Here is a 21917-nt window from a genome sequence, read left to right on the forward strand (position 1 = left end):
CTGGTCCTCCTATACGTCGGATAGTGGTTTGGAATTTAAATTGGCCAATTGATACAGGATGCTCAGCTTCTTTTCCAGTTGTAATTCAATGAGCGGGTTGCTTCGCGCCATCAGCTTTCGCGCATGGACTTTGTTCTCCAGCATGGCTTTTTCATTGTTTCCGTAGATGAAAAGGAAAAACTCCCGGTCTGTCCGGTTGTTTTCTAGAAATTCTAAGTCTCTCAATTTCTTTTCCAGATATGGCAGGTAATACGGATTCTGATTTCGTCTGATGTCCCGCATGACATGCCTCTTTGGAATCTCCAAATTGACCGGTGTATTGAGCGGGATGACTTTAACGGCTGGCAAATACGCTTGGAAAAAGTGAGCAAGTGAATAGATGTCGTTGTCTTTGTCGGTTTCGTTCAGGGAATAGATGTCCTTGCTGGTGATTTGAAGAATCTCCATGAATTCACCGTTTCGCATTTCAAAGAACTCGGAATCGGTGATGTCGACGATTGGTGAAATGTCCGCAAACGATGACAGGACTTTCTTTTGGGTGCTGTGCGCTTTCCGCTCTGCTGCAATGTCTCGCTCGTCCAGTAGGGCGGTCCGGCATTTGGATTTTGTGCGTTTCGTCGTTTCATCAAATAGGGCCATCTTTAGTTCCCCTCCTCGTAGTCAATTGCGCTGTACGTATCTTTTTTTCGGACCATCGCATACAAAATCGCTTGATTCATTCGTTTCTGCGGGTTCGTTGTGGGTCTGATGATCAAGAAGAGCCCGAATAGAATTAGGAATAGGGTGAACGGCCAGACCAGCGACGAATGCACGAACGGCAAAGCAATCATTCGGAAAACAATCAAGCCGATGATCAGAAACAGATCGAACAGGTACAGTGCTTTGTTAATTTTCAATTCAGTCGTTATTTCATTCGGTATTTGGTAGATCCTCATTGATGCCAGCTCCTTTAGGAACGAAAAAAGAGACAGTTGCAAGCAGCTATCTCCCTCTCCGGTAATTCTTGATGCGGTCTATTGTGCTCGAACCTTCTTGGTTCAAATTATGCGTATGTGGCCTGCGAATATCGTTCACGTTTGTTTGGTCCGTATGATGCTGGTGATTCCGGTTAACTGTTGTTTCATTCACGATGTTTTCGCGAGAAGCACTGTCTTGATTGATCGTCCGGCTGGATCCGCTGCCCAATGTGGATGAAGCGCCTGAAGCAGCGGGCGTACCGGAATTGAATCCGCCCGCACCAGAAGCACCGCTCGTATTCGAGGTCACGTTTCTGGCGCCTTGTGTAGTGTTTCCTTGTGTTTCGTTCACCATGACGTTTTCATCAATCGTTTGATCACCGCCGGAGCGGTTGATGGTGGTGGTGCTTTGCTGCCGTCCAGAAGGTGCACTGCTGGTTTCATTGCGGCTTTGTCCTCCTGCGGAAGAAGGTACAGCTGCGTTTCCGGTATTCGGACTTGCTGCAGCACTCGTGTTAGAAGCGCCACTCGTATTTGTACTAACGTTACTGGATCCCTGCGTAGTAGTGCCCTGGGTATCGTTCACGATGACCTCTTCATCGATGGCTTGATCACCACCGGAGCGATTGACGCTGTTTGTGCTTTGCTGCCGTCCAGAAGGAGCATTATGGGTGTCGTTCTGACTTTTTCCTGCCGCGGAAGACGGCGTAGTTAAGTTATCAGCATTCGGACTTGCTGCAGCACTTGGACCAGAACTGGAATTTCCTACCGAACTGTCATGAACTGCCGAATTGCCTTCCGCCTGCTCATTTATGCTATCGGTTTCGTCATCCGATTGGCCTGCTGTTCGTTGTTCCATACGTTCATCCTGGATGTTGCCAACAGCTGATGCTGGTGATGATCCGCCACTTGTACGATCTGCATCGTTTGGTGAAGGAACAGAACCATTTGAACCGACCGGTCTTGCATGGACTCCAGAAGTGCTAGAATCGTCGCCTTCTAAATCGTTAGGTGAAGGGATATGTCCTCCAGATGCTCCCGCGGCTTGTGAGGGCTCCTGGGGAGATTTTTCGTTGTCCGACGAACTAGCTTTGTCTGAATTAACATTTCCAGGAGCGGCATCGTCGTTTCCTGCTCCTTCGTTCAATTCCGTACTTTCCATCCTATTGCCTTTTGAAAGCTCAATATTATGATTCGGAGAAGGAGCCTCATCGTTTTTCTCAATGCCTTTTTTGTCGGCAGCTCCACCAGCAATGGCTGAGCCCGCCGCAATTCCGCTGCCAGCCAATCCTGTTTGTGCCGCACCTTTTGTTTCACCATCATTCGGCGACACGGCATTTTCAATAGCTGCTCCATTTTTATTCTGATGACCGGCCGATTTCTCACCCTGGCCATTGCCTTTTTCGGAGCCCTCAGAATCACTGGCACCAGTGGAGCGGCTCATTGTGTTCATTACCGCTCCTCCGGCCCCAGAAATCAACTTGCCACCGGCATAAGCGCCAGCCAAGACGCCCCAGCCGTTTTTAAGGCCGGCATCAATGCCGAATAACCGCTCCACAATGTTCGGTCCGTCTATAACAGCGACCGAGAAGGCGATTAAGGCAATCAAATACGCTAAGCCTTCCAATTCCGCCGCCACGTAGGCTGTACCAATCATATAAATCTTCATTGAGAGAAAAATCAAGATGATTACGAGAAAGGTATTTAAGATGGATTGCATGATTTTCTTTGTTTTTTGGCCATCGTGTATATCGGCCGGGGCCACAAGTAAGGCCAGGATGTAGTTGAACGTTAATTCAAAAGACAGCCTGGCCAGTTTGTATGCGATTGAGAAAAGCGTGAACGCCATGACGGCCAACGTTGTCAGCAGCGTGAGCCAGTTGATGTCATAGCGGTAATAAAATTCGTTTGTCCAAGGCATCAAAGTGCTGTCTTCCAGCTCCACCAACTCTTTTTCACTTACAGACCATGTTAATTTGTGAGATACAATGTCCTGTCCTTGTGGTGTGAGTTCCAATTCAGTGCGTTCTCCATCTAGTTTTTCTGTAACCGATAGATGTCCGATCATAGAGAGTGGCAGCGTATTCGGTGGATCGAGTTCGGTTGTTTCCCATTCTTTTTTATCGAATTCCAATAAATCCGTGAGTTGCCGTGAAATGATGTTGTCAGATAAGCTACCTTCACCTTCATCATACAATTCCGTCGTATTGATTGCGTCGATAGCATCATCGGTAAATTCGTTGGCTTTGCCCATTCCTTGAGACAGCGCCACAACGATGGCCAGCGCAATAAACAAGTTCATAGCCATGCCTTCGCGATCAAATTTCTTCTGGAATATCAGTAAATAACCCGTATAGAGCAGGCTGAACGCTAAAAGAATGTACAAAAAAGGACGTATCGTGTCAACGAACGTCGCAATTTCTGGATTCTGAAAGAATTGTTTGACGAGTAATACATCGTCTGTCACGTTTTCGAGTCCATCTACTATAAAGGCAAGCCCTTTGACAAACACCCACCCCAACCAGCGAACCATGTCACTAATTACGGTACCAATACTTAAAAACTCGCCAAATTCCTCAATTTTTTCTACAATTGCTGCATCTTTCATGTAACTTCACTCCTCATCAAACCGCAGGAAATCATTTTTGGAGATCCACAAAATGATTGATTTCTTCTGTCAACTTCACGTCCTCATAACTGCCCATATCCAAATTCCCTTTCACTTCATTGTCCTCGACATAATAAAGTTCATTGAATCGATCAAAGCCATCAAAAGGCAATACAGGGCGATTGTCTTTCGCTCCTTCTTCCGACTGGTAAGCGTTGTACATGTTAATTTCAACTTCCTCACTCTCTGCTGCATTCTTCACGTATTCTTGGAAATCTTGGTTGTTTTCATTCACGACCAAAATAAATCCATCTTTATCTGCTTCCATGTATTCTTTTACATCTTCGACATAAATCTGCTTGAAGTATTCCTTTTCGCCACAGCCTGTCAATATCAGAACAACAGCCAGTAGAACCACAATTTTTTTCACTAAAACCACTCCTACATATTAGTTATGATAATGCGTCATACCTATAATTGATTCACAAGTAAGTCCTCGATCGTCATGTCCAATTGATCATCGAACTTTTCAACCAATGTAACATGCTTCTTCTTTCCGCTTTCGAGATCCTCTTCTTTATAGACTGTCAACATTCCATCTATCAGTTTAACAGTTAACACGTCCCCTGCATTGAGCCGATTTTCACGGGTCAGCAAATAGCGGTCCAGCAGCTCCATTTTTTCATTCATACGTTTACACGCTCCTGTTCTTCTTTTAGTTTTGTTAAGATACCGTTTATCTTCGTTAAAATCACGGAGCAGAACTTGTTTTCGATTTGATGGTCGTTGGCCAATACCAATTCCCGAAAGTCGACGATGCCCATGTCCATATAATGTTCCGGATTTTCAGCGTCAACATTTCGAAGGAAGGTGCTGTTGAAGAGCTGCTCCACTTTATAGTGCTCATTCACATAACCATTAAATTCAGCTTCTTTTTGCATTTCCACTTTTCGTTTCTGGTGCCTTAAAGAGCTGCTGTTCTGTTTGGCTGAAGCCACATCCGCTTCAACGGCGTTTCGTTTTTCTAACAACTGCTTTTGTTCCTCTTGATTCGTTAGTTCATTCTCTTTGCCATCTTCAACTGCCTGCAGGTTGTCGGCAAAATTATTGGTGTAGAAGGAAGCGCGCAGCTGATTCAGATCGGTCATGGAATGTTCGCACGGGATGTCGATATCATTAATGGAGTTATCGGTGTTGTAGAACTCCGACAGGTATTCCCAGCGGTACTTCAGCGCGGTCTTACCGCTCAAGAAGATAGGATAGGACTTAATCCGTTTCCGGTCCTTATCCTGCCGCTTGATAATACGGATGACAATCATTTCCCCCTCTTTTAATCCCATAACTTCAGTGGCCGTCATCAGCCTCCTGGCATCAACGCTCTCCGTTTTGGATTTGCTCATGGAAAGGGTCTGACCGGAGCGGGACTTCGTGAGAATAGTTTCTTCCCCCAACTTCTTGGAAATCAATTCAGCTGTTGATTCATCCGCAGTCAACAGATAGAGTGTATTCCCGCAGTTCCCATCAATGGTCTTCCAATCATCGCCATACAGATTCTCCAGCTGGGCATATGCCTGAATAACCAAGTTAAAGCGGATGTTTCGCCCAAGGCAGACGGTCGCGATATTGGCCATGCCTTCAATCGCCGGCATGTTCCCGAATTCATCCAGGATAAAGATGACTTCTCGATGGCACTTGCCTCCTTCAGAGTTTGATGCGATTCGGGCTAAGTTCGTATAAACTTGTTTGACGTAAAGCGAAGCAATGACATTCAACGTGGCATCGTAATCCGGGACAATCATGAATATTGCTGTCGGCTTATCGAATTCCATGATAGCCATAATCTCTAGACTTTCATTGTTCACTTCATGTTCTAGAAGACCTTCATGAATCATTTGGCCATCTTTCCGTTCCCGCTCAATCAGTCCGGTGATGTTCACAACCGTTTCCACTTTCCCAGCCGTTATCGTAAAGGAGTCGCCAATCTGCAGTGGGTTCTTATGGAACATAGTGAACATGCCATCCGCGTCGGTGCGGATGGTTGTCGTTTTATTATTAGAAAACGTAACGTGGATCCGTGTGTCTGGAGCGGTCTTTCCTTTAATCCAGCGTGAAAAGCCGATTTTCGACATATCGAACGAATTTCGTGACGTCAGTTTCGCCGTACCGTCCAGCGTGAAGACGCCGAGTTTTGCATTGGCATTAGCTAAGATGCTGGCTCTGGTTTGGCCACTGGAGAAGTTGATAGTGGCGTACTGCATTTTAGCTGGATGATTCTCCGGAAACTTGGAAAAGAAATCGTTCAGGGCACTGACCTCCTCCCCTTCTTCATTTTCCACCATGCGCGTTCCTAAATCCGAGAGCATCAACGCTACATTGTACATATTGATTTTTTCCCGCTCCTGCTTGCATTGCTCGCATAAAGCCAGAATCAGCGCGGTACATAAATCTGTCGCCGAGTTCGCCCAGAACGGGTCCTTCGCTTTCGGGTCATGATAAAGCATGAAAGCTACGGAGCGGGCGTATTGTTGCGATAAGGAGAAGTTCCCTTCCATAAATGCATCGATGGTGAGCTGCAGTAAATTATAAGACATGCTTTGAATCGGATTCATGAGATTCAATACTTCCACGTGATAGCCAAGCCCTTCGAGCGTATCTTTAGATGCGGCGTACAGCTCCCCTTTCGGATCATTCAAGATCATGCTGGCTTGCTGCTCTGCGCGGCTGTAAATGTCGATGGCCGAAAAGACGAACGTTTCGCCTTTCCCGCTTCGCGTCGTCCCGATCACCATATTATTTACCGGGCTGTCATCGATAAAAATTCTTTTTTTGTAGCGGCCCACTGGCACCCCGCCGCTCCCTTTGAACTTCTCCCCTTTTTCGGGAACATCTCGATACTGTTTTTGGATTTCCTTGAACGTGGTAAAGCGGGCGCTGCCTTTTTGCTCTTTTTTGATTTGCCCATAGTTCGTGATGTATTTGAAGACCATTACTGCAGCTGCTACGAAAGAAATTAGCAACAGCACCATGTAAACGAAGGATGCTGTACCCAGGAAAGGTAAGCTGTAAATCATGGTTGCTGCCAGGTTGACCGGTTCTGTTTCTAGTAGATTGCCGGTGCCAAGTGTTTTCTGGAATACTTCAACAACCATATTAACGATGAAGTTCAGTATAAGAAAAAAGATTGAGAACGACACTGCCAGGAGCAGCAACGGAATCCCAATCTTCTTTAGATAATAATTGAAACGGTCATTGAACATGTTCTATTAATCTCCCCTCTTCAACTAAAGTGCAGCGAGTTCGTCTTTTTTCTTTTTCAGTTCCGTGTTGATGTCTTTAATCGCCTTGTCATCCTTCTTCGCGTCTTTTTTTGCATTTGCTAAGTTTGTCTCAAGCGTTTTGATTTCGGCTGTCAGCACTTCGTACAAATCGATTTTCTGCTTTAATTCATCGCTATTGTTGTTGTTCAGTTCCACTTTCGCCTCTTCGATCTTCCCGAGCTTCAGGAGACCGTAAGTTTTCATTTCAGAACGTTCAACCGTCATGTTAATAGAAGGGAGGTTCATCATCAGTTCGTAATCCCCTTCAAAGTAAGCCAAATCGAATCGCGCTTCGTTTGTTGGATACAGCTGGTTGAACTCGTTGATTTTCTTAATCTTTTCCTCTTTGTCCAATTGTGGATTCTTCAGGATGAGCGTTTCCACATATACGGTATCGCCCATGATATGAACGGTTTTTTCGAATTCGGATGTCTCTAAATAAAGAGTGGCCAGTATACGTTTCTGGCTTTCGGTTAATTCGTCCTTCGTTTCGAGAGATTTCAGGAACTCTTCGTCTTCTCCTAAAAGGCCATATTCATAAAGTTCAATGGTTTCCTCCTGCTGACTGACAATGCTGCGTCCTTCCTCCAGGGCTTCCTCATACTGAGCTTTCTGCAGGAAATACAAAACTCCTAGGAACAGCAGCCCCGCTCCTAGGACGGCAGCCAGTGAGTATACGGTGATTCGCTGCCACTTTTTCAAACGGGAAATGCGGTCTTTATCGACATTGATTAACATCCGGTCTATTTTTTCTTCTTTTTTAAATTCTTCGGGCGTCAGCTTTTCAATCTGTTCAAGCAAAAAGAGCTTGTCGGCCTGTTTTTCTTTATCCACGCGGATCTTCGTTGCCTTGTCTTTGATTTGATGATAAATGTTCGGGTAATCATAGGACCCGAAGTTGAACACGCCTTTATAGAGATCCAGGCCGTCTTTGCCAATCACAAAAAACTCGGCAGCTGCTCCCCGCTGTTCATTGCGATAACTCAATTCCAATTCGTGCGTCAGTGCAACCGCTCGGTCAAACTCCATTTTTTCGTGATTCGGTATTGAGTCCGCTGGTGCGCCTACAAATAATATTTTCAACATCTAGCAGCTCTCCTTTAACCGATTAATAGAAAAAAGCCACTCATTTCGGAGCGGCTCTTCCTGAGTACTTATTAAAATTTAATGTTGCTGTCGATGCCTTCTGCAAGACCATAAGCCCCCATCACGATGACCAATCCGACTGCTGCACCGATAAACCAACCGATGGCTTTCCCACGTCCGCGGTCTCCGCCCAGCATTAAAGTGAAACCTCCGATACAAAAAGCGATAGCTGCAGCAATTAAGCCTAATCGTTGCGCCCATTCCAATATACTTAAACCGGTTTCGATTAATCCATCCATATAAAACTCTCCCTTGCCATTTGTCTCTTAGTTTTGTGAAGCCGAGCCAGGACTAACGGCTTTTCGTTCCTTCTTTAAAAGATTCATCAACAACGGAATGTTTTCCGCAATCACTTCCTGGTGCTTTTCCTCCAACCAGTCGTCGTAATCTTTGCCGTTATATGCCAAGAGATCCTCAGCATTCGTCTTCAGTTCCTTTTGCTCTTTTGTTGCTGCCATTCATAAAACCACCTTTCGAATTGTTTGGTAGTAGCACACCCTTAAGAACAGTAATGATAGGCGAATTTCTAGCAGGTTCATTCGCTAACTCTATGCAGCTTATAGCTGCAACGCACAAGGTTTTTAGGTAACCGAGAACTATAACCTGGCAACAAAACAACAGCCAATTTTAGGAGACTTTGGCCAAACCATTTCGTCGTATATCCATACCGCAAGTTGCCAGTTGCGACAGACACGTATTATGAAGTTGTTTTTTGTCTTGCTTACTGTTCTTAAGGGTGTGCTACTGAGTGCTTATTTCACTTTTTTGATTCCATTTACTCTCAATAATTCGTCATGAGCGTGCTTTCTTTTAGCCAGAAGCTGTTTGTCTGAAATCACTGATCTTGTTCGATAATAGAGATCCGTGATATGCCGAACGTCTCCGGACTCTTTCTCGACGCCGATAGCGCCTTTCAATTCGTACGTTTTTCCTTCAAACGTTCTTAAACTGGATGCCGATGCTAATTCATATAGATAAAACCGCTCTGTCATCTGATTGCACCTCGTTTCAGTGTTCTTGTTTTTGAACAGTACATGTTCCCAGGGAAAGTTATACATTGATATTCCAAGTGACTCCACAAGCAGCTTTACATTTTGGGCGGAAGGGTTCTCATTCTTCCGTTGCTCCCACATGCTAATGGTACTTTGCGGAATCTGTTTGCCTGTCCTATCGGATAACTCGGACTGAGAAATGCCCAGTGCCACCCGTTGTTCCTTGATCCAGTCGCCAAACCATACTGGCATTTCCTTCCCCTCCCTTCTATCGAATCATGGGGTGTTGTGGTTGATTAGTCAGAGTTTAACAGTATACCGATATTATTACAACAGTATACTGTTAAATAAAACGGTATACTGATACTAAAGTATGGGAAAGCCTTAACATTAGGCTTTTCAGAAGAATCTGTTTATCAAATTTAACAGGGGATATCATCGGATAAGGGAGTTAAAAGTAACGAGTTTTTTAAAATAGGAAGTTCTCGAATGCAAGCATTAGGAAGATACACCCCCCTAGCAATGACCATCTGATCATTTTTAACTTTTGATCTTTTTTCTGGAAAAAGGTCTATTACCATTGTTAGCACTTCTCGTTTGATGGTAAAATATCTTGGATTAAAGATTTCTGAATGACATGCGAACCCTGTCGCGTCTGAAAATTCGAGATATTTATTAGAATGTGAATGAGATGAGGTATTGTATGCAAATTGATGAGGCCGTAACGACTCGTATACAGCAGCTACTAAAAGAAAGAGGATGGACAACCAATGAATTGATTAAACGCTCTGGCGTTAAGCAATCAACCATATCTGAAATCATGGCTGGTAGATCTAAGTTTCCACGGATTAGTACGATTAAAAAGATATCCCATGGTTTTGGAATGACTTTATCGGAGTTTTTTAACCATAAGATGTTTGAAGATTAAGTATGTTACTAAGCAAGAAAAAATTTAAGTCTTAATAAAAGAAAATATAAAAAGGGCTGAGAATCACTTCTCAGCCCTTTTGGTTTGCTCTAAAGTTGCTTTACTAAAAGTAATTTAACTTTATTTCTCACCTTGGCCCAAGTTGAATTTTGCAGAGTTCAGATCTTCTTCGAGTGATATTCCCCTCTCGTGTAGAAAAATCTCAGTCACATCCATCCGATGATAAAAATTGCCAAAGTCGTCAGCATGTATCTATATAAAAGCCCTTAGCGTAAATTTGATTCCTGTGTGAAAGAAGCTGGTTCGATGAATTTTGGACGCCCCAATCTCTATAGTAATCGATGCTGGGCTTGTTATACCAAGTACCAATAGCAATACCATTGCACTACCAAAGGTCGAATTGTCAGCGGCTTATAGAGCCTCAATGTTTTCGGATTGCCTGCATTGAAGGGGTGCGCAGTTATGACACATAATTTGTATAAGATTAGTCTACTTGTAGACTAATTTACAAATCTATAAATCTACAAGTAGACTAATCGAGAAAATATTAATGTTTCCTCGATATTTCATTGTATGTATGGTTTAACAGTGTTAGATTAAATTTATCAGTTTTATTTAGTCGTCTACAAATCTACAAATTGATATAACAATAGTTACCAGATTTTAAATAAGGAGGAGTAAGAATGAACAATTCGTGTACTATAGTTACATTCGGGAATTTTAAAGGTGGTACCGGCAAAACCACAAATAGTACTATGATTGCTTATTGTCTAGCGAATATGGGGTATAAAGTGTTGCTAAGCGATCAGGATCCACAAGCAAATGCCACAAGCCTTTATTTACGAACAAAAACTCATTTGGAGGATGAAATCATTAGTTTCGAAAAGACACTAATGTCTGCTATTCAAAGTGAAGATTTAGGCAGTATTGTTACACCGATTAAAGAAAATTTATACTTACTTCCCAGCTTCAGCGACTTTGCGCTATATCCAAAGTTTTTAGAGAAAAAGTTCCCATCTGAAGTTGATCGAGTTCAATTCTTTTCTTCATTGCTTGAGCCATTAAAGAAAGACTTTGATTTTATTTTTATTGATGTACCTCCGACGTTTTCAATAATTACTGATTCGGCTTTATATGCTTCACAATATGTAGTTGTTGTTTTACAAACACAAGAACGCAGTTTACAGGGAGCTGAGGCATTTACGAAATATCTTCAAACATTAATAGATGACTATGATGCAGACTTAGATATCCTGGGAATATTGCCAGTGCTTCTAAAAAATCAGGCAGCAGTTGACACCTTAACTTTAGAAAATGCTAAAGAATTGTTTGGAGAGCATAATCTATTTCGAGGTATTGTAAAGAATATGGAAAGACTGAAGAGATTTGATATGACAGGAATAACTGAGGATGATATGCATGATCGTAATGTGATTTCTAATTATACCAATGTTGCTAATGAATTTTTAGAGAGATTAAAGGCTGTTACAGATTCAGCAGATTTCCCTACTCCACGGGAGGCGAATATAGATGTCTGACTTACTTAAAAGAAAACCAAAAAAGATTGAACGTAGCCAGACCTTAACTCCTAGAACAATTTTTTCATCAAACGATCTTCCAGAACAAATTAAAGAAGAAGCTGTCGAAAAAAAACCAGTTATTAAAAATACTCCAACTGTAGCAGAAAAAACCACTACAGTCCGTGTGAGTGTTGCAATGAAAAACAAGCTAAATGCTATGGTTACCTTGGGAATCGCCGATACAGTCGATCAGCTAACAGATGTTCTAATTGATGAATACGTCTCGAATATTCTATCTAAGGATGAAAAGAAACAATTAGAGATTATTCTCGATTTATACAAAAGTAAATCAAATAATAAGTAGAGAGAAAATAATTCATATTTTCTCTCTTTTTTAATTTGGTTGCGTATAAAAAATCGTCTACAAATCTATTTGTAAATTTGTATATGTATCTACTTGTAGATTTGTAGATTGAAGTTTTAAGATAAATAGAGATTTATCTACTTTTATATTAGTCTACAAGTAGATTTGTAGATTTTACTTTTATAATACGGTCAAAACTCCTTTATGGCGCGTTTTTTTAAAATCTGTAAAGTCTACAAATCTACTTGTAGATTTGTAGACTTGTAAATTGGAAGAAGAAAATAAAAGTAGATATGTAGATTGATTTATTTGTAGACTTGTAGATTTATAGATTTGTAGATTACTTTGAATAACATTGAAAAGCCTTGTTGTATAAGGGGTTAAGCTCTTCTATAATTTAAAAATAACTAGAATCTTTTATGTAGTTAGCGATTTAGAAGGGAGTTAGAAGAGCATGAAAAAGATTTTCAGTATCATTGATATAGTTCTACATGAGGGTTTAGCTGCCTATAAAAAAGTCGGTTCTTCTGCCTCCCTTCCTCTAATACTAAAAGCCAGTAAGAAAATATCTATACACAAAAAGGGTGCTATAGGAGTAGTTCGTTCTAAGGAAGATCTATCTACATCATCTGGTGTAAAGGGGTATGTGGTTACATCGAAAGAGACTCTCTTGGAGGATTCTTTTGAACTTTCTCATTGGACCCCCAATGTGCATAACTACTTAGGGTATAGCGATAAAGAAAGGCGGCATCTCAAGGGACATACCGAAACGAACCTGCAGCAAATCAATACCTTCGTTGTCGACATCGATACGAAGAAGCAGCCGTATACGGAAATCCTGACCGCTGCACTCGATCACAGCGTGGGAATTCCGACCATGGTCCTGGAGACTCCGAAAGGGTTCCAGGTCTATTTTGTGTTGGAGACGCCGCTGTTCATCAGCAACCAGAACGACTACCGGGGCTTGAAGGTGGCTAAACGCATTTCCGAGAACATCCGGCGCAGCTTAGCCGAGGTTTTGCAGGGCGTGGATCTTTCCTGCAATGACTTTGGCTTTTTCCGTATGCCTTCGGAAGAAAACGTCCGCTGGTTCTCCGACAAGATGGTCTTTTCCATGCACAACCTAATTGCCTGGTCGAAACGGCAGGACGATGACCAGAACCGCGGGCTATTTGTAGTGGAATCGAAAGGGGAGGCGTTTGATCCAACACACGCTGAATGGTTCCAAGAGTTACTGGCTACACGTCACGTGAAAGGAAACTCAGGACAAATCGGACGTGACAACCTGATGTATACGCTAGCACTGGCCTGTTATAGCTCCGGGAAAGGGCAGGGGGAGACACTGGACCTGTTGGATGAATACAATTCCTCTCTGGAAACGCCTGTACGACACAGTGAGGTCCAGAAAATCGTGAAGAGCGCCTACAAGGGCCGCTTCAAAGGCGCAAGCCAGGCCTATATCCAGGAACTTCTAGAGGCCTGGCTACCTGGGAAGAGTGTACCCGTGACGAACCACCTTGGAGGCTGGTACAAATTCAAGAAGGAACGGAAAGATCGTGTCCGTAGCCATTACGACGAATGGGAAGGGGACCTGCTGGCCTACATCCAATCGGAAACTAGTACGGTCCAGCCAATTATATGGACAACACAGAGTGCCGTGTGCGAAGCGGTCGGCATTCCTCGCAGCACGTTTAACGAAGTCATCCGAAAATCCAAGAAACTCCTCATCAAACGAATCGGAAAAGGCCGCAGTGCACAGACCGGCTTGACCTCTGTCGCGGTGCTTCTTCAGTGTGCCCTCGAATACAACCAGCAGCACCGTGCCCTGTACTACGAAGCCATTAACTTAATGAACGGATCGCGTGAGAATGCAAGTGCCTTATGGGAACTTGAAAATCAATTGACGTTGCTGACGAAGTTCTCTGAAAACCAGTCTTTACCTGGAAAAAAATTCAATTCTTCGTAAGTGTCCAGTCTGCCAATACATATCTGTATACGTGTTTTATTTTGGGTCTTTATTTTTAGGTTAGTAATTTTTTTGTAGGTTAGTGTATTGGTTTTGGGAGTTTTCTTTGAACCTGTTAAAATACATATAAAGAAGGGCAGGGGGATGAAGATGTTGTATGGCTATGAAGAGTATCGGTTAAAAGAAGGCATTTCTCCTGGTACGCTGGTGACAGAATTGGAGTTGCTGAAGTCCTTTGTTCGCTTTTTGAACCTGCGGAATAACAAGCAACTGGAGCCGTATGAAATCAAACCTGCCGATGTCCGGGCATATTTGGATCAAGAGAAGGCGAAAGGGTTGAAAGCGAGTACAGTCAAACGGAAATTGTCCCATATTCGCCAGTATTTTCATTATTTGTGGAAGGTCGGTAAGGTGCCGGTTGATTTCATGCCTAAATTTGAATATGAATTGGTAATTGAGAAACCGGTGGCACAGCTTCTGTATTCGGAGTTTGCGTTGGAAAAGAAAAAGGTGCTGCAATATCCGACCTTGATGTTGAATGCGAAGCTTTATTTTCTGTTTGCGATGGCCGGATTTAGAATGCGGGAGATTGAAAAGTTAAGGAGCAGGAATTTTCGTGATTTGGGTGACCGAGTGGAAATGAACTTTGTGACGTCTCAGGCTGTTTTTTGGCAGTTAACTTTCGAGGATCCTACAGAAATAGCGGTGATTGTCCAGGCGATGGAGCGAGCTGTTTTCCGTGAGCATGATTACCTGGTCGCATCGGATAAGAAATACGGACCGGATTATGTGCGGAACAACATGAAGGATATTTATTCTGGCTTAACTGCTCTGTTGCCGAAGTCGTTTAAGACGGAAGAGGTTCGGATTGCTTATATTTACGATCTCTACAAGGTCCAGGAGAAGTCGTTTGATGAAATGGCGGGGTTATTGGGAATTACACCTGCGTCGCTTACATCGGCTTTAAAGCTGGTTTTTGAGCGTTATAAATGAGTGCCGGATTAATTGAATTGAACCCCTAATGGGACACACTTTAGAAAGTGTCCCATTAGGGGTTCAATTCAATTAAAGTAATAGAGGAATGTCAGAACCTAAGGTATTATTCCCTATTAGATTTTTTCGATTTCACTTACTCTTCATGGAATCGTACAATGAAATCCGTATTCATCTCAACTTTAAAAAAATGGGAAATTAAAAAGAGTAGCAAAGCCACTCTTTTTTAAACATATCTATTCAAAAATTGCGCCAATTAATTGTAGAACAACAATATTTTATCTTTGTATGGTTTTTATTCCTTCTTCCATAATTTTTTTGCCTGTTTCTTTATGTTTGATACTAATAGCAATTCCTCCAAGGACCACAGCTGTACCCATTGCACCAAGTGCCAATTTTTCTAACCAATCTCTTTGTTTGTCTGATTCTTTTTCTATTCTGTCATATACTTCAGATAGTTCTTCTCGAATCTTTTCTATTAATTCTTGGTCTTTTTCAGTTTCGTATCTTTTATTTAATGCATCAATTCTTTTTTCAAAGGATCTTATAACATCTTTTCCTAAACTTTGCGGGTTCTTACGCTTTTTTGGGGAAGTCACTTATCACCCTAGTCAAAAATCGGGAGTGTTATTTCAAAATAGTTACCACTGGTAAAGAATTCGGTTCCTCAATACTTGGAAACCAGCTCTCCCGTACATCATACGTTTAATCATTTTTAGACGATTTATCTGTCCTTCTGTCGGGCCATTGCTCCAATCTTTTTCGATGCTTAATTTGATTGCGCTCAAATCCTGGAGGATGCCATTGGCAAAGGATTGGACAAAAGAGAAATCTGCTAACTTTATGTTTGCCAACCAGTCCATCAGATTCACTGTCTTTTTCTCCTTAACCAATTTTCGAAATGAATGAACAAGCTCATCGAGCTCTATGAGTTGTGGAAAAGTCTTCAATATCTCAGGGTGCAGATTGTTAATCCTCTCGAGATGCTTCGCTTTTTCAGTATCCCAAAGAATATGAATGACCTTCTGACGAATTGAAATCGCTATTGGCCTTCCTTTTTTTGCTTGTTTCCGTTCATTGGAAATCATATTATTTAAAGTCGAGATTGACCCATTGAATCCGTTAGAACGACAAGCTTCTTCAATATATCCACTCGGTCGTTTTTCTAAAATCAATGTGCGAATTAAGGGACGAAATTGTTGGAAAGCAGAAGTACGTTGAATTTCTGGCTTTTCTGTATAATCCAGATACTTAGCTACTGTCGCAAACGAAAGACCGAGCTGCCGCTGAATGTCGGCTTTGGAATAACCTTCTTTATAAAGTGATTGGACCTGTTGGATACGGCTCCACTTTTGGTCTTGATTCTGAATGCGTTTCAGTTCATGTTTGCGCAATTTGATAGTTACTTCATCTTGATTGGAAACTGATTCAGCGGTGCCTGGTGGCACCCATTTAGCGGGCAACATCGTACCAATTGTATTCTTAAGCGCGTCGAATAACTGGTGGAGAAGATGCCAGCGATCTGCCACTTGCAGTATGGTTGGAGAAGCTGCTTTAACAGCTGCGGCATAAAGTTTGGAGCCATCACGGGTAATTAACTCAATTTCCGGGTGTTTTTGGAGCCACTCTGTTACTTCAGTAGGTTGTCGTGTATCTAACATATCCACCGGTTTACGCGTCTGTAAATCGATGAAGAGGGTTCCGTAAGTGAACCGTTTTTTAAAAGCAAAATCATCGATGCCCACGAAAGGGCGACGGTGTGAGTTCAACTGAAGCTGCTTTGACTCGTCTGAGCAATGTATCGTGGCTGAGGGGAATGTGCATCGCCCGGCAAACTTTTTCCGCAGTTAAACAATTCGTGGAAAAAGCGATTTTTTCAATCAAATTTTCTAAACGGTCGGTCTTTCTTTTATAAGGTTGAAGCCAAGCTAACCGTTCCGTAAAAACTTTTGTAGAACAATCCGGGTTATCACAAAACCATTTATGAATCAGGACTTGAAAATGAACATGTCGGTCCGTAATGGGCAAATCGTCCACTTTCCGGCAATACCGGCTGTGGCTACGACGAGAAAGCTGATGGCAAACGGGGCATAGGGCCGATAAGGATTGGACTTCAACAATGAAAAAGAGTTCTTCTTCTGTCTGGTTATGATAAAGAAGATGGAGGTTTTCGTCTAAATGGAAAAGGGCTTCTTCCATTGATATCTTCATCTTGTTCAGCGACCTTTCAAGTTTTTGGTATTCCTATACCCAAAAAACAATAAAAAGAAGCATCACCAAAAAAGCGTAAGAACCACTTTGCGATGCTAAATCATTCAACGTTTTCATCATGGTAGGTAGTGCACCTGTAAGGTATTTATAATACTCTTTAATCAAGGTTTCATCTAATACATTATTAGTTGCAATTGCGGAAGAGGGTAGAAGTTGCAATGTTTTTTTTATATCGGACTTGGTAGGATTTTCTGGATTGCTAATTCCTTCTTGTTTTAAATATTCTTTAAATCCTTTTTCCATTAAAACACACTCCATTTTTTAAATTTTTATCTCTCTTAGCAAATTTGCTGAACGTTAACTTTTCTTATCGTGTAATTATTTAAATGACCATGAAAGTAAGCCGTGAATTCACAACTACATTGGAAACATCAAGAGAGTTACTTTGTGTTTTAATGAGTTTCCATATAATATTTGCAAGCCTCAATCATTTCTGTCAATGGGTCCATACTGTTTAATTCTCTCCATGGAAGATTAACTTTCCTGCTATCCACTACAGCTCTTCCTTTATAGGTTTCTTCATAGTTAGCCATTATAATTTCCCAATCCCATGTTTCAGACCATGTCCCATTACCGAAAGGTTTATTTTTTTCAATTTCTACTAATATAACCTCTGTGTTAAAAATTCTATGTTCCACTTTTTACCCCCTCTATAGATTTATTCTTCAGAAATGAAATAAATATCTTTTGCTTCTAAATGCATTATACATCAATCAAAAGTTGTCATTTCATGATTGATAAAGGTAAATAGATAACAGAGGAATAACGGTGTTATCGCTATTTTTACGCGAAGACTTTTATTCGATTTTGCTTACTTCGTATGAAGTTATCCATTGAAAACTACCTTCAATTCGATCTTATAATGAAGAGGAGAGAGTCAAAAAAAGTAGTGCAATATAAACTGCACTACTTAAAAAATGACTATAATTTTAACCAGTCTCTTATTTCTTTTAAGCTGTTATATGTTCTTGACCATCCATTCTTCTCTTTTAAGTAGTTCTCTCCATTTTCTGTTAAATACGCTGCACCATCAATAAATATAGGTCTGTCATCGCCATATGAAAAACCTTTCAAGTAATCTTCTCTAGATAAAAACCCAACAGCTACATCAAACTGTTCTTCAGTAACACCAAAATCATTCTCAGAGATTATTTTATTCCCTCTATCTATCTCCTTGGCTACGGCAAAGCGTAATTTCTCTTTATTCATGAGTATCACCTCCTGACTTCAAATACTATATAGCCACATTTTACAAATAAATGCGAAGACCCAGCTACAATATTTTATGATACTCTTTAAATATTAAGAATATTGGGGGAGTATATATGGAGTTAACGACCCGTCGCAAAGTGATCAATGATCAAACGATTGAACGTGCGTATCATGTTGCTAGAAAAGTTTATCATTTAGAATTAGAAAAAAATCTAGCGATTGAACACCTAGTGGATAATGCACAAATGAATAAAACTTCAGCTAGAGATTACATTTACGTATTCAGTAAAATGATGGAAGGATCAGAGTATAAGCGAACGATCAATCAAAAGGCCACAAAGTTTTATTTAGATGGAATAAAAAGAGATTATGGGAACAACCAATTAACTGTTGCATTGCGAGCAGTTGAAAAACATGTGGCTTATTACGAAGCTTTAGGCAGAGGATCCTTAACTAGTATTAAAAATCTAATCAGAGAATATCAATAGGATACAGTATATTGGACTTAAAGCATAAATGACTTCATTACAATATGTATAAGTAAGAAGTTTCATTTCCTATGAATTATTAATATATTCTTCAAATAGCATGCTTTCGGTTAGAAGAAATAAACAAATCTAACCTGGCGAGAATAAATTCAAAAGGAGGTCATGACATTGAAGTGTTCTAAGTGCAGCAAAGAAAATAATCATTATATGAAAAAATGCAAGTATTGCGGAAATAGATTTGTTCCTTTAGATCAATCAGTAAAAATAATGGGGACCTGTGAATGCGGATGTCCGGTTCCATTGATTAATGGAAGAGGCTATTGTGTAAATTGTAAAGAAGAGGTCTCAAGTTTTGAGATTTACAGTTAATTCAAGATGCGTTCTTGAGTACTTGAAGGAAATGAACAGCTCTAAAGATATAGCCATAAATGTGCAGGAAATCTAGCTCGGGTAATCCGTATTTCTGGAAATTTTACTTTTTTTGAGGTGATGAAATGAGTCCTTTACCTGAAGAAATTCAAGTTTATATAGTTGGATTTGATGTGGAAAAAATGAGTCCCTTCGCAAGAATAGAAAAGATACCTTCGGCAACCGGTCCAGCACAAATGAAGAAAATCAACACAGTACTTGAGTGTGATGGCATTGATATCGTCGACTATAGTGATGATATCGCCATCGTCGTAAGTGATCGCGGAATGTTTATAGAAGGAAAGCCAGTTTTTAAAGTTACAGCGCCTGATGATACGGTGCTCCGTTTAGCGGGAACCCTTCTCTTCGCAAGAAATACATATACAGCTGATAGTGTCGATTTAGGGGAGCTAAGCTTGTCCGAAATCCGGAAGTTAGCAGAAAACCTTAAAATTCAAGTAATTGGAGTCATAAGAGACTGATATCACAACAGAAAACTGTAGAAAATAAAATTTCAAACAAAAGCAAGAAATGACCTTATAAGGTCACTTCTTGCTTTTGTTTATGATTTATTCTTTTGATAAGGCCTAATACAAACGAAAAGAGGAGTGCTTATCAACGTTTCTATTGTACAGAAAATGATCAAACGAGCTGCGATATACCAGCTGATGACGAATTTTGATGAGAAATTGAAGTCAAAAGAAGTCCAGCTGACTCACAGAGACTTGAGCGAGGGAACCGGAAGAGCTGAAACTTGGTTTAACAATTCTTTCCGCAATACGGAAGATCTTCAGATTTCTTCTTTTCTTCGAATTCTTGCAGTCGCGAATGTCAGCCATAAACAGAAAACAGACACCGAAATTGACGGAGCTTTTCTTTCGGATATTTTCACTTCTGATGTACTTGAAACTGCAAGTACGATTAATGAAGTAGCGATGGAAAATGATGCTCATTTCCTCGATTCCAGTTTCATTCAGTCTAAAGAGGTGCTGTTTCAAGATCTAGTTACCTACTGGGGAATTTTAAGCGCCAATAATAAACTGGATGCTTCCGAGGAAGAGGCTTTGAAAGAAATTCGAGCAATCTTAAATTCAGGCAGCAATGCAGAACAGGAGGAAGACAATGAGTAATGAAAGAAAAGTATGGTTTATCACTCGTCCAGAACGTGATCCGAAATTCCACGAGGATGCGTTGCGATCATTGCAGACAGCCACGAACAATTTCACTGTAAAATGGTCTGGGGAGCGTACCTTGCATAAACGCTACGAGGAAGTCCTGGCAAATGACGAACTGAAACGGCAAAACATCAGCAATGACGGTTCCGGCGGACGGACATGGGCCGCCATGCTCCGGACATTCAGCTATGTCTACATTGACGAGACGGGGACACTAAAGCCGACAAAAGCTGGATTGGCGCTATTAGCAGGTGTTAAAGTTCGTGAGAACGTGACCAAACAAATTTTAACTTTGCAAATTCCGAATGCCTACTTCTTAGACAGCGGATTCCGGCCGAAATTTGAAGAGGATTTTCAAATCCGGCCAGCACGTTTTCTGATTCGCTTAGTGAATCAGAAGGAATTGGATTATTACGTGACAAAAGAAGAGATTGTGTTCTTCGCGCTGACAGCTCATCAGGATAAAGACCTCTTCAGCGTGACACAGAAAATTAAGGAATTCCGGTCTGCTGATGCGCTAGCCAAAGAGGAAATGAAAAAGCAAATCGCAGCCGACTTTGAGCACCGGGAACGCTCTGATAAAGCAGCGCGTGACTTTGCGGCTGCCCACGGGGATGTTGCGCATACCTACATGATGCTGTGCGATTACACCGAGCTGGCAGATTATCTTCGAGGAGATGCATTAAGAGTGCCGGCAGATAAGCAAGCACGCACGACGCAGAAACTGCTTGAACTGGATACGCGTTACCCATTCAGCAAGCGCTACTTGATTTCAGCCGAACGTTTTGCTGAACATGCCGGGCTGGATGCAGACAGCTATAAAGCCAGTTCTTTCGGCTCGATTATACCAGCATCGAATTCTGCTAAGAGTCTGCGCATGGTCCATCAGCTTTTAGCGAAATACCCGTTGATTCAGACAATGACTGAAGAGGAAATTACGGGGATTCTGAATCAAAAGCTGACAGAGAGAGAAGCTCAGAAGTATGCAGCGCTGTTAGCTGATCCTCAGTATTCAGCTTTGAATGAAGATTTTGTTGAGTCATATTTGAATGAAGAAAATGACCGGACTTTTGAAGATAAAACCGCAGAAGTTTTGAAGGCAATAGGCTTTGAAGTGGAACTGCGCCCGAAGTCAGTTGGAGAAGGTATAATCACACAGATTGAAATCCTGATACATATAGATCAGGAAAATATCTGTATTATAGATGCAAAAATGTTTCGTCCCAAATTCCCTCTTGCAGCGCATTTGGCTTCTCATATGGGTTCCGAATATTTGCCAAACTACCAAGGCTATAAAGGAAAGAACATTTCTACGTTCGGTTATGTAACAGTAAGTGACTGGAGTGGTGAGCGCAACCTGAAGAAAATCACCGAAAAAGCCAATGTGACAATACCTGGAAGTAATATTCAAGGAGCTTTGATCACAGCAAATGCGCTTCTGGGTTTTCTGGATTACTGTCTCGATAACGAAATTGAAATTGAAGAAAGAAAACGTCTGTTCATGTCTTGTTTCACGAACAAGGGATATCGCACAGCTGCAGAAATGCTTCGCTCGGAAAATTAATAACCAAAA

General features: G+C 41.5%; 25 protein-coding genes. 9 read left to right on the plus strand and 16 right to left on the minus strand.

The window, feature by feature from the left end; all coding sequences use genetic code 11:
• Positions 1 to 9: 9 nt before the first annotated feature.
• From J7E21_RS10185 to J7E21_RS10230, 10 genes are all read right to left on the minus strand, one after another.
• A complete protein-coding gene (locus J7E21_RS10185) occupies positions 10 to 639 on the minus strand; it encodes a hypothetical protein (RefSeq protein WP_215107244.1) in 630 nt (209 codons plus the stop codon).
• 2 nt (positions 640 to 641) lie between these two features.
• A complete protein-coding gene (locus tag J7E21_RS10190) occupies positions 642 to 935 on the minus strand; it encodes a DUF5592 family protein (protein ID WP_215107246.1) in 294 nt (97 codons plus the stop codon).
• 46 nt (positions 936 to 981) lie between these two features.
• Positions 982 to 3564 (minus strand): pLS20_p028 family conjugation system transmembrane protein, encoded by a 2583-nt coding sequence (locus tag J7E21_RS10195; protein WP_215107248.1) that lies wholly within the window; start codon positions 3562 to 3564, stop codon positions 982 to 984.
• Positions 3565 to 3595: 31 nt separating this feature from the next.
• Entirely contained in the window at positions 3596 to 3994 is a 399-nt protein-coding gene (locus tag J7E21_RS10200; RefSeq protein WP_215107250.1) for a hypothetical protein, read from the minus strand.
• Between the two features lie 41 nt (positions 3995 to 4035).
• The gene (locus J7E21_RS10205) at positions 4036 to 4254 is read right to left on the minus strand and encodes a hypothetical protein (RefSeq protein ID WP_215107252.1); all 219 of its coding nucleotides are present in this window, start codon (positions 4252 to 4254) and stop codon (positions 4036 to 4038) included.
• Positions 4251 to 6821, minus strand: a complete 2571-nt coding sequence (locus J7E21_RS10210) for a VirD4-like conjugal transfer protein, CD1115 family (RefSeq protein WP_215107254.1) — start codon at positions 6819 to 6821, stop codon at positions 4251 to 4253. Before J7E21_RS10210 ends, J7E21_RS10205 begins: the two co-directional genes overlap by 4 nt.
• A 24-nt stretch (positions 6822 to 6845) precedes the next feature.
• A complete protein-coding gene (locus J7E21_RS10215; RefSeq protein WP_215107256.1) occupies positions 6846 to 7967 on the minus strand; it encodes a hypothetical protein in 1122 nt (373 codons plus the stop codon).
• A 71-nt stretch (positions 7968 to 8038) separates the two neighbouring features.
• A complete protein-coding gene (locus J7E21_RS10220) occupies positions 8039 to 8266 on the minus strand; it encodes a hypothetical protein (RefSeq protein ID WP_049694980.1) in 228 nt (75 codons plus the stop codon).
• A gap of 27 nt (positions 8267 to 8293) precedes the next feature.
• Positions 8294 to 8485, minus strand: a complete 192-nt coding sequence (locus J7E21_RS10225; protein WP_215107258.1) for a hypothetical protein — start codon at positions 8483 to 8485, stop codon at positions 8294 to 8296.
• Positions 8486 to 8779: 294 nt separating this feature from the next.
• Positions 8780 to 9271 (minus strand): helix-turn-helix domain-containing protein, encoded by a 492-nt coding sequence (locus J7E21_RS10230; RefSeq protein ID WP_215107260.1) that lies wholly within the window; start codon positions 9269 to 9271, stop codon positions 8780 to 8782.
• A gap of 451 nt (positions 9272 to 9722) precedes the next feature.
• On the opposite strand from J7E21_RS10230, the gene J7E21_RS10235 reads away from it, so the two are divergent.
• From J7E21_RS10235 to J7E21_RS10255, 5 genes are all read left to right on the plus strand, one after another.
• Complete coding sequence (locus J7E21_RS10235) at positions 9723 to 9947, plus strand: helix-turn-helix domain-containing protein (protein ID WP_215107262.1); 225 nt, start codon at positions 9723 to 9725, stop codon at positions 9945 to 9947.
• A gap of 683 nt (positions 9948 to 10630) precedes the next feature.
• The gene (locus J7E21_RS10240; protein WP_215107263.1) at positions 10631 to 11485 is read left to right on the plus strand and encodes a ParA family protein; all 855 of its coding nucleotides are present in this window, start codon (positions 10631 to 10633) and stop codon (positions 11483 to 11485) included.
• Complete coding sequence (locus J7E21_RS10245; RefSeq protein ID WP_215107265.1) at positions 11478 to 11831, plus strand: DUF5388 domain-containing protein; 354 nt, start codon at positions 11478 to 11480, stop codon at positions 11829 to 11831. Before J7E21_RS10240 ends, J7E21_RS10245 begins: the two co-directional genes overlap by 8 nt.
• A gap of 454 nt (positions 11832 to 12285) precedes the next feature.
• Positions 12286 to 13797: a primase C-terminal domain-containing protein gene (locus tag J7E21_RS10250; protein WP_215107267.1), complete on the plus strand. Its 1512-nt coding sequence runs from the start codon at positions 12286 to 12288 to the stop codon at positions 13795 to 13797.
• A gap of 87 nt (positions 13798 to 13884) precedes the next feature.
• Positions 13885 to 14790 carry a site-specific integrase gene (locus J7E21_RS10255; RefSeq protein WP_215107269.1) on the plus strand — a complete coding sequence of 302 codons (906 nt, stop codon included), beginning with the start codon at positions 13885 to 13887 and terminating at the stop codon, positions 14788 to 14790.
• A 278-nt stretch (positions 14791 to 15068) separates the two neighbouring features.
• Here J7E21_RS10255 and J7E21_RS10260 read toward each other — a convergent pair whose 3' ends face one another.
• The 6 genes from J7E21_RS10260 to J7E21_RS10285 form a co-directional block, all read right to left on the minus strand.
• Positions 15069 to 15389, minus strand: coding sequence for a hypothetical protein (locus tag J7E21_RS10260; RefSeq protein ID WP_215107271.1), 321 nt, complete (start codon positions 15387 to 15389; stop codon positions 15069 to 15071).
• A 42-nt stretch (positions 15390 to 15431) separates the two neighbouring features.
• Positions 15432 to 16535: an ISL3 family transposase gene (locus tag J7E21_RS10265; RefSeq protein WP_215107273.1), complete on the minus strand. Its 1104-nt coding sequence runs from the start codon at positions 16533 to 16535 to the stop codon at positions 15432 to 15434.
• Positions 16522 to 16989, minus strand: coding sequence for a transposase family protein (locus J7E21_RS10270; protein WP_215107275.1), 468 nt, complete (start codon positions 16987 to 16989; stop codon positions 16522 to 16524). Before J7E21_RS10270 ends, J7E21_RS10265 begins: the two co-directional genes overlap by 14 nt.
• A 45-nt stretch (positions 16990 to 17034) precedes the next feature.
• A complete protein-coding gene (locus tag J7E21_RS10275; RefSeq protein WP_215107277.1) occupies positions 17035 to 17304 on the minus strand; it encodes a hypothetical protein in 270 nt (89 codons plus the stop codon).
• 149 nt (positions 17305 to 17453) lie between these two features.
• On the minus strand, positions 17454 to 17699 hold the full coding sequence (locus J7E21_RS10280; protein ID WP_215107279.1) for a hypothetical protein: 246 nt from the start codon (positions 17697 to 17699) through the stop codon (positions 17454 to 17456).
• A gap of 283 nt (positions 17700 to 17982) precedes the next feature.
• Complete coding sequence (locus tag J7E21_RS10285) at positions 17983 to 18270, minus strand: YjcQ family protein (protein WP_215107281.1); 288 nt, start codon at positions 18268 to 18270, stop codon at positions 17983 to 17985.
• Between the two features lie 116 nt (positions 18271 to 18386).
• Between J7E21_RS10285 and J7E21_RS10290 the strand changes: the two genes are divergently transcribed.
• The 4 genes from J7E21_RS10290 (at position 18387) to J7E21_RS10305 (ending at position 21908) form a co-directional block, all read left to right on the plus strand.
• Positions 18387 to 18761: a hypothetical protein gene (locus J7E21_RS10290; protein ID WP_215107283.1), complete on the plus strand. Its 375-nt coding sequence runs from the start codon at positions 18387 to 18389 to the stop codon at positions 18759 to 18761.
• Between the two features lie 494 nt (positions 18762 to 19255).
• Positions 19256 to 19651 carry a hypothetical protein gene (locus tag J7E21_RS10295; RefSeq protein WP_215107285.1) on the plus strand — a complete coding sequence of 132 codons (396 nt, stop codon included), beginning with the start codon at positions 19256 to 19258 and terminating at the stop codon, positions 19649 to 19651.
• 126 nt (positions 19652 to 19777) lie between these two features.
• On the plus strand, positions 19778 to 20299 hold the full coding sequence (locus J7E21_RS10300) for a hypothetical protein (RefSeq protein WP_215107287.1): 522 nt from the start codon (positions 19778 to 19780) through the stop codon (positions 20297 to 20299).
• Positions 20292 to 21908, plus strand: coding sequence for a restriction endonuclease (locus J7E21_RS10305; protein WP_215107289.1), 1617 nt, complete (start codon positions 20292 to 20294; stop codon positions 21906 to 21908). Before J7E21_RS10300 ends, J7E21_RS10305 begins: the two co-directional genes overlap by 8 nt.
• Positions 21909 to 21917: the final 9 nt, after the last annotated feature.

The organism is Planococcus sp. ISL-109 (assembly GCF_018613655.1).
Lineage (GTDB): Bacteria > Bacillota > Bacilli > Bacillales_A > Planococcaceae > Planococcus.

Bases quoted from the DNA above. Each gene is read 5' to 3' on its own strand.
- J7E21_RS10195 (WP_215107248.1), bottom strand. From the start codon at position 3,564: ATGAAAGATGCAGCAATTGTAGAAAAAATTGAGGAATTTGGCGAGTTT.
- J7E21_RS10220 (WP_049694980.1), bottom strand. From the start codon at position 8,266: ATGGATGGATTAATCGAAACCGGTTTAAGTATATTGGAATGGGCGCAA.
- J7E21_RS10270 (WP_215107275.1), bottom strand. From the start codon at position 16,989: ATGGAAGAAGCCCTTTTCCATTTAGACGAAAACCTCCATCTTCTTTAT.
- J7E21_RS10230 (WP_215107260.1), bottom strand. From the start codon at position 9,271: ATGCCAGTATGGTTTGGCGACTGGATCAAGGAACAACGGGTGGCACTG.
- J7E21_RS10235 (WP_215107262.1), top strand. From the start codon at position 9,723: ATGCAAATTGATGAGGCCGTAACGACTCGTATACAGCAGCTACTAAAA.
- J7E21_RS10285 (WP_215107281.1), bottom strand. From the start codon at position 18,270: ATGAATAAAGAGAAATTACGCTTTGCCGTAGCCAAGGAGATAGATAGA.
- J7E21_RS10185 (WP_215107244.1), bottom strand. From the start codon at position 639: ATGGCCCTATTTGATGAAACGACGAAACGCACAAAATCCAAATGCCGG.
- J7E21_RS10275 (WP_215107277.1), bottom strand. From the start codon at position 17,304: ATGGAAAAAGGATTTAAAGAATATTTAAAACAAGAAGGAATTAGCAAT.
- J7E21_RS10205 (WP_215107252.1), bottom strand. From the start codon at position 4,254: ATGAATGAAAAAATGGAGCTGCTGGACCGCTATTTGCTGACCCGTGAA.
- J7E21_RS10305 (WP_215107289.1), top strand. From the start codon at position 20,292: ATGAGTAATGAAAGAAAAGTATGGTTTATCACTCGTCCAGAACGTGAT.
- J7E21_RS10215 (WP_215107256.1), bottom strand. From the start codon at position 7,967: ATGTTGAAAATATTATTTGTAGGCGCACCAGCGGACTCAATACCGAAT.
- J7E21_RS10190 (WP_215107246.1), bottom strand. From the start codon at position 935: ATGAGGATCTACCAAATACCGAATGAAATAACGACTGAATTGAAAATT.
- J7E21_RS10245 (WP_215107265.1), top strand. From the start codon at position 11,478: ATGTCTGACTTACTTAAAAGAAAACCAAAAAAGATTGAACGTAGCCAG.
- J7E21_RS10250 (WP_215107267.1), top strand. From the start codon at position 12,286: ATGAAAAAGATTTTCAGTATCATTGATATAGTTCTACATGAGGGTTTA.
- J7E21_RS10225 (WP_215107258.1), bottom strand. From the start codon at position 8,485: ATGGCAGCAACAAAAGAGCAAAAGGAACTGAAGACGAATGCTGAGGAT.
- J7E21_RS10210 (WP_215107254.1), bottom strand. From the start codon at position 6,821: ATGTTCAATGACCGTTTCAATTATTATCTAAAGAAGATTGGGATTCCG.
- J7E21_RS10240 (WP_215107263.1), top strand. From the start codon at position 10,631: ATGAACAATTCGTGTACTATAGTTACATTCGGGAATTTTAAAGGTGGT.
- J7E21_RS10295 (WP_215107285.1), top strand. From the start codon at position 19,256: ATGAGTCCTTTACCTGAAGAAATTCAAGTTTATATAGTTGGATTTGAT.
- J7E21_RS10290 (WP_215107283.1), top strand. From the start codon at position 18,387: ATGGAGTTAACGACCCGTCGCAAAGTGATCAATGATCAAACGATTGAA.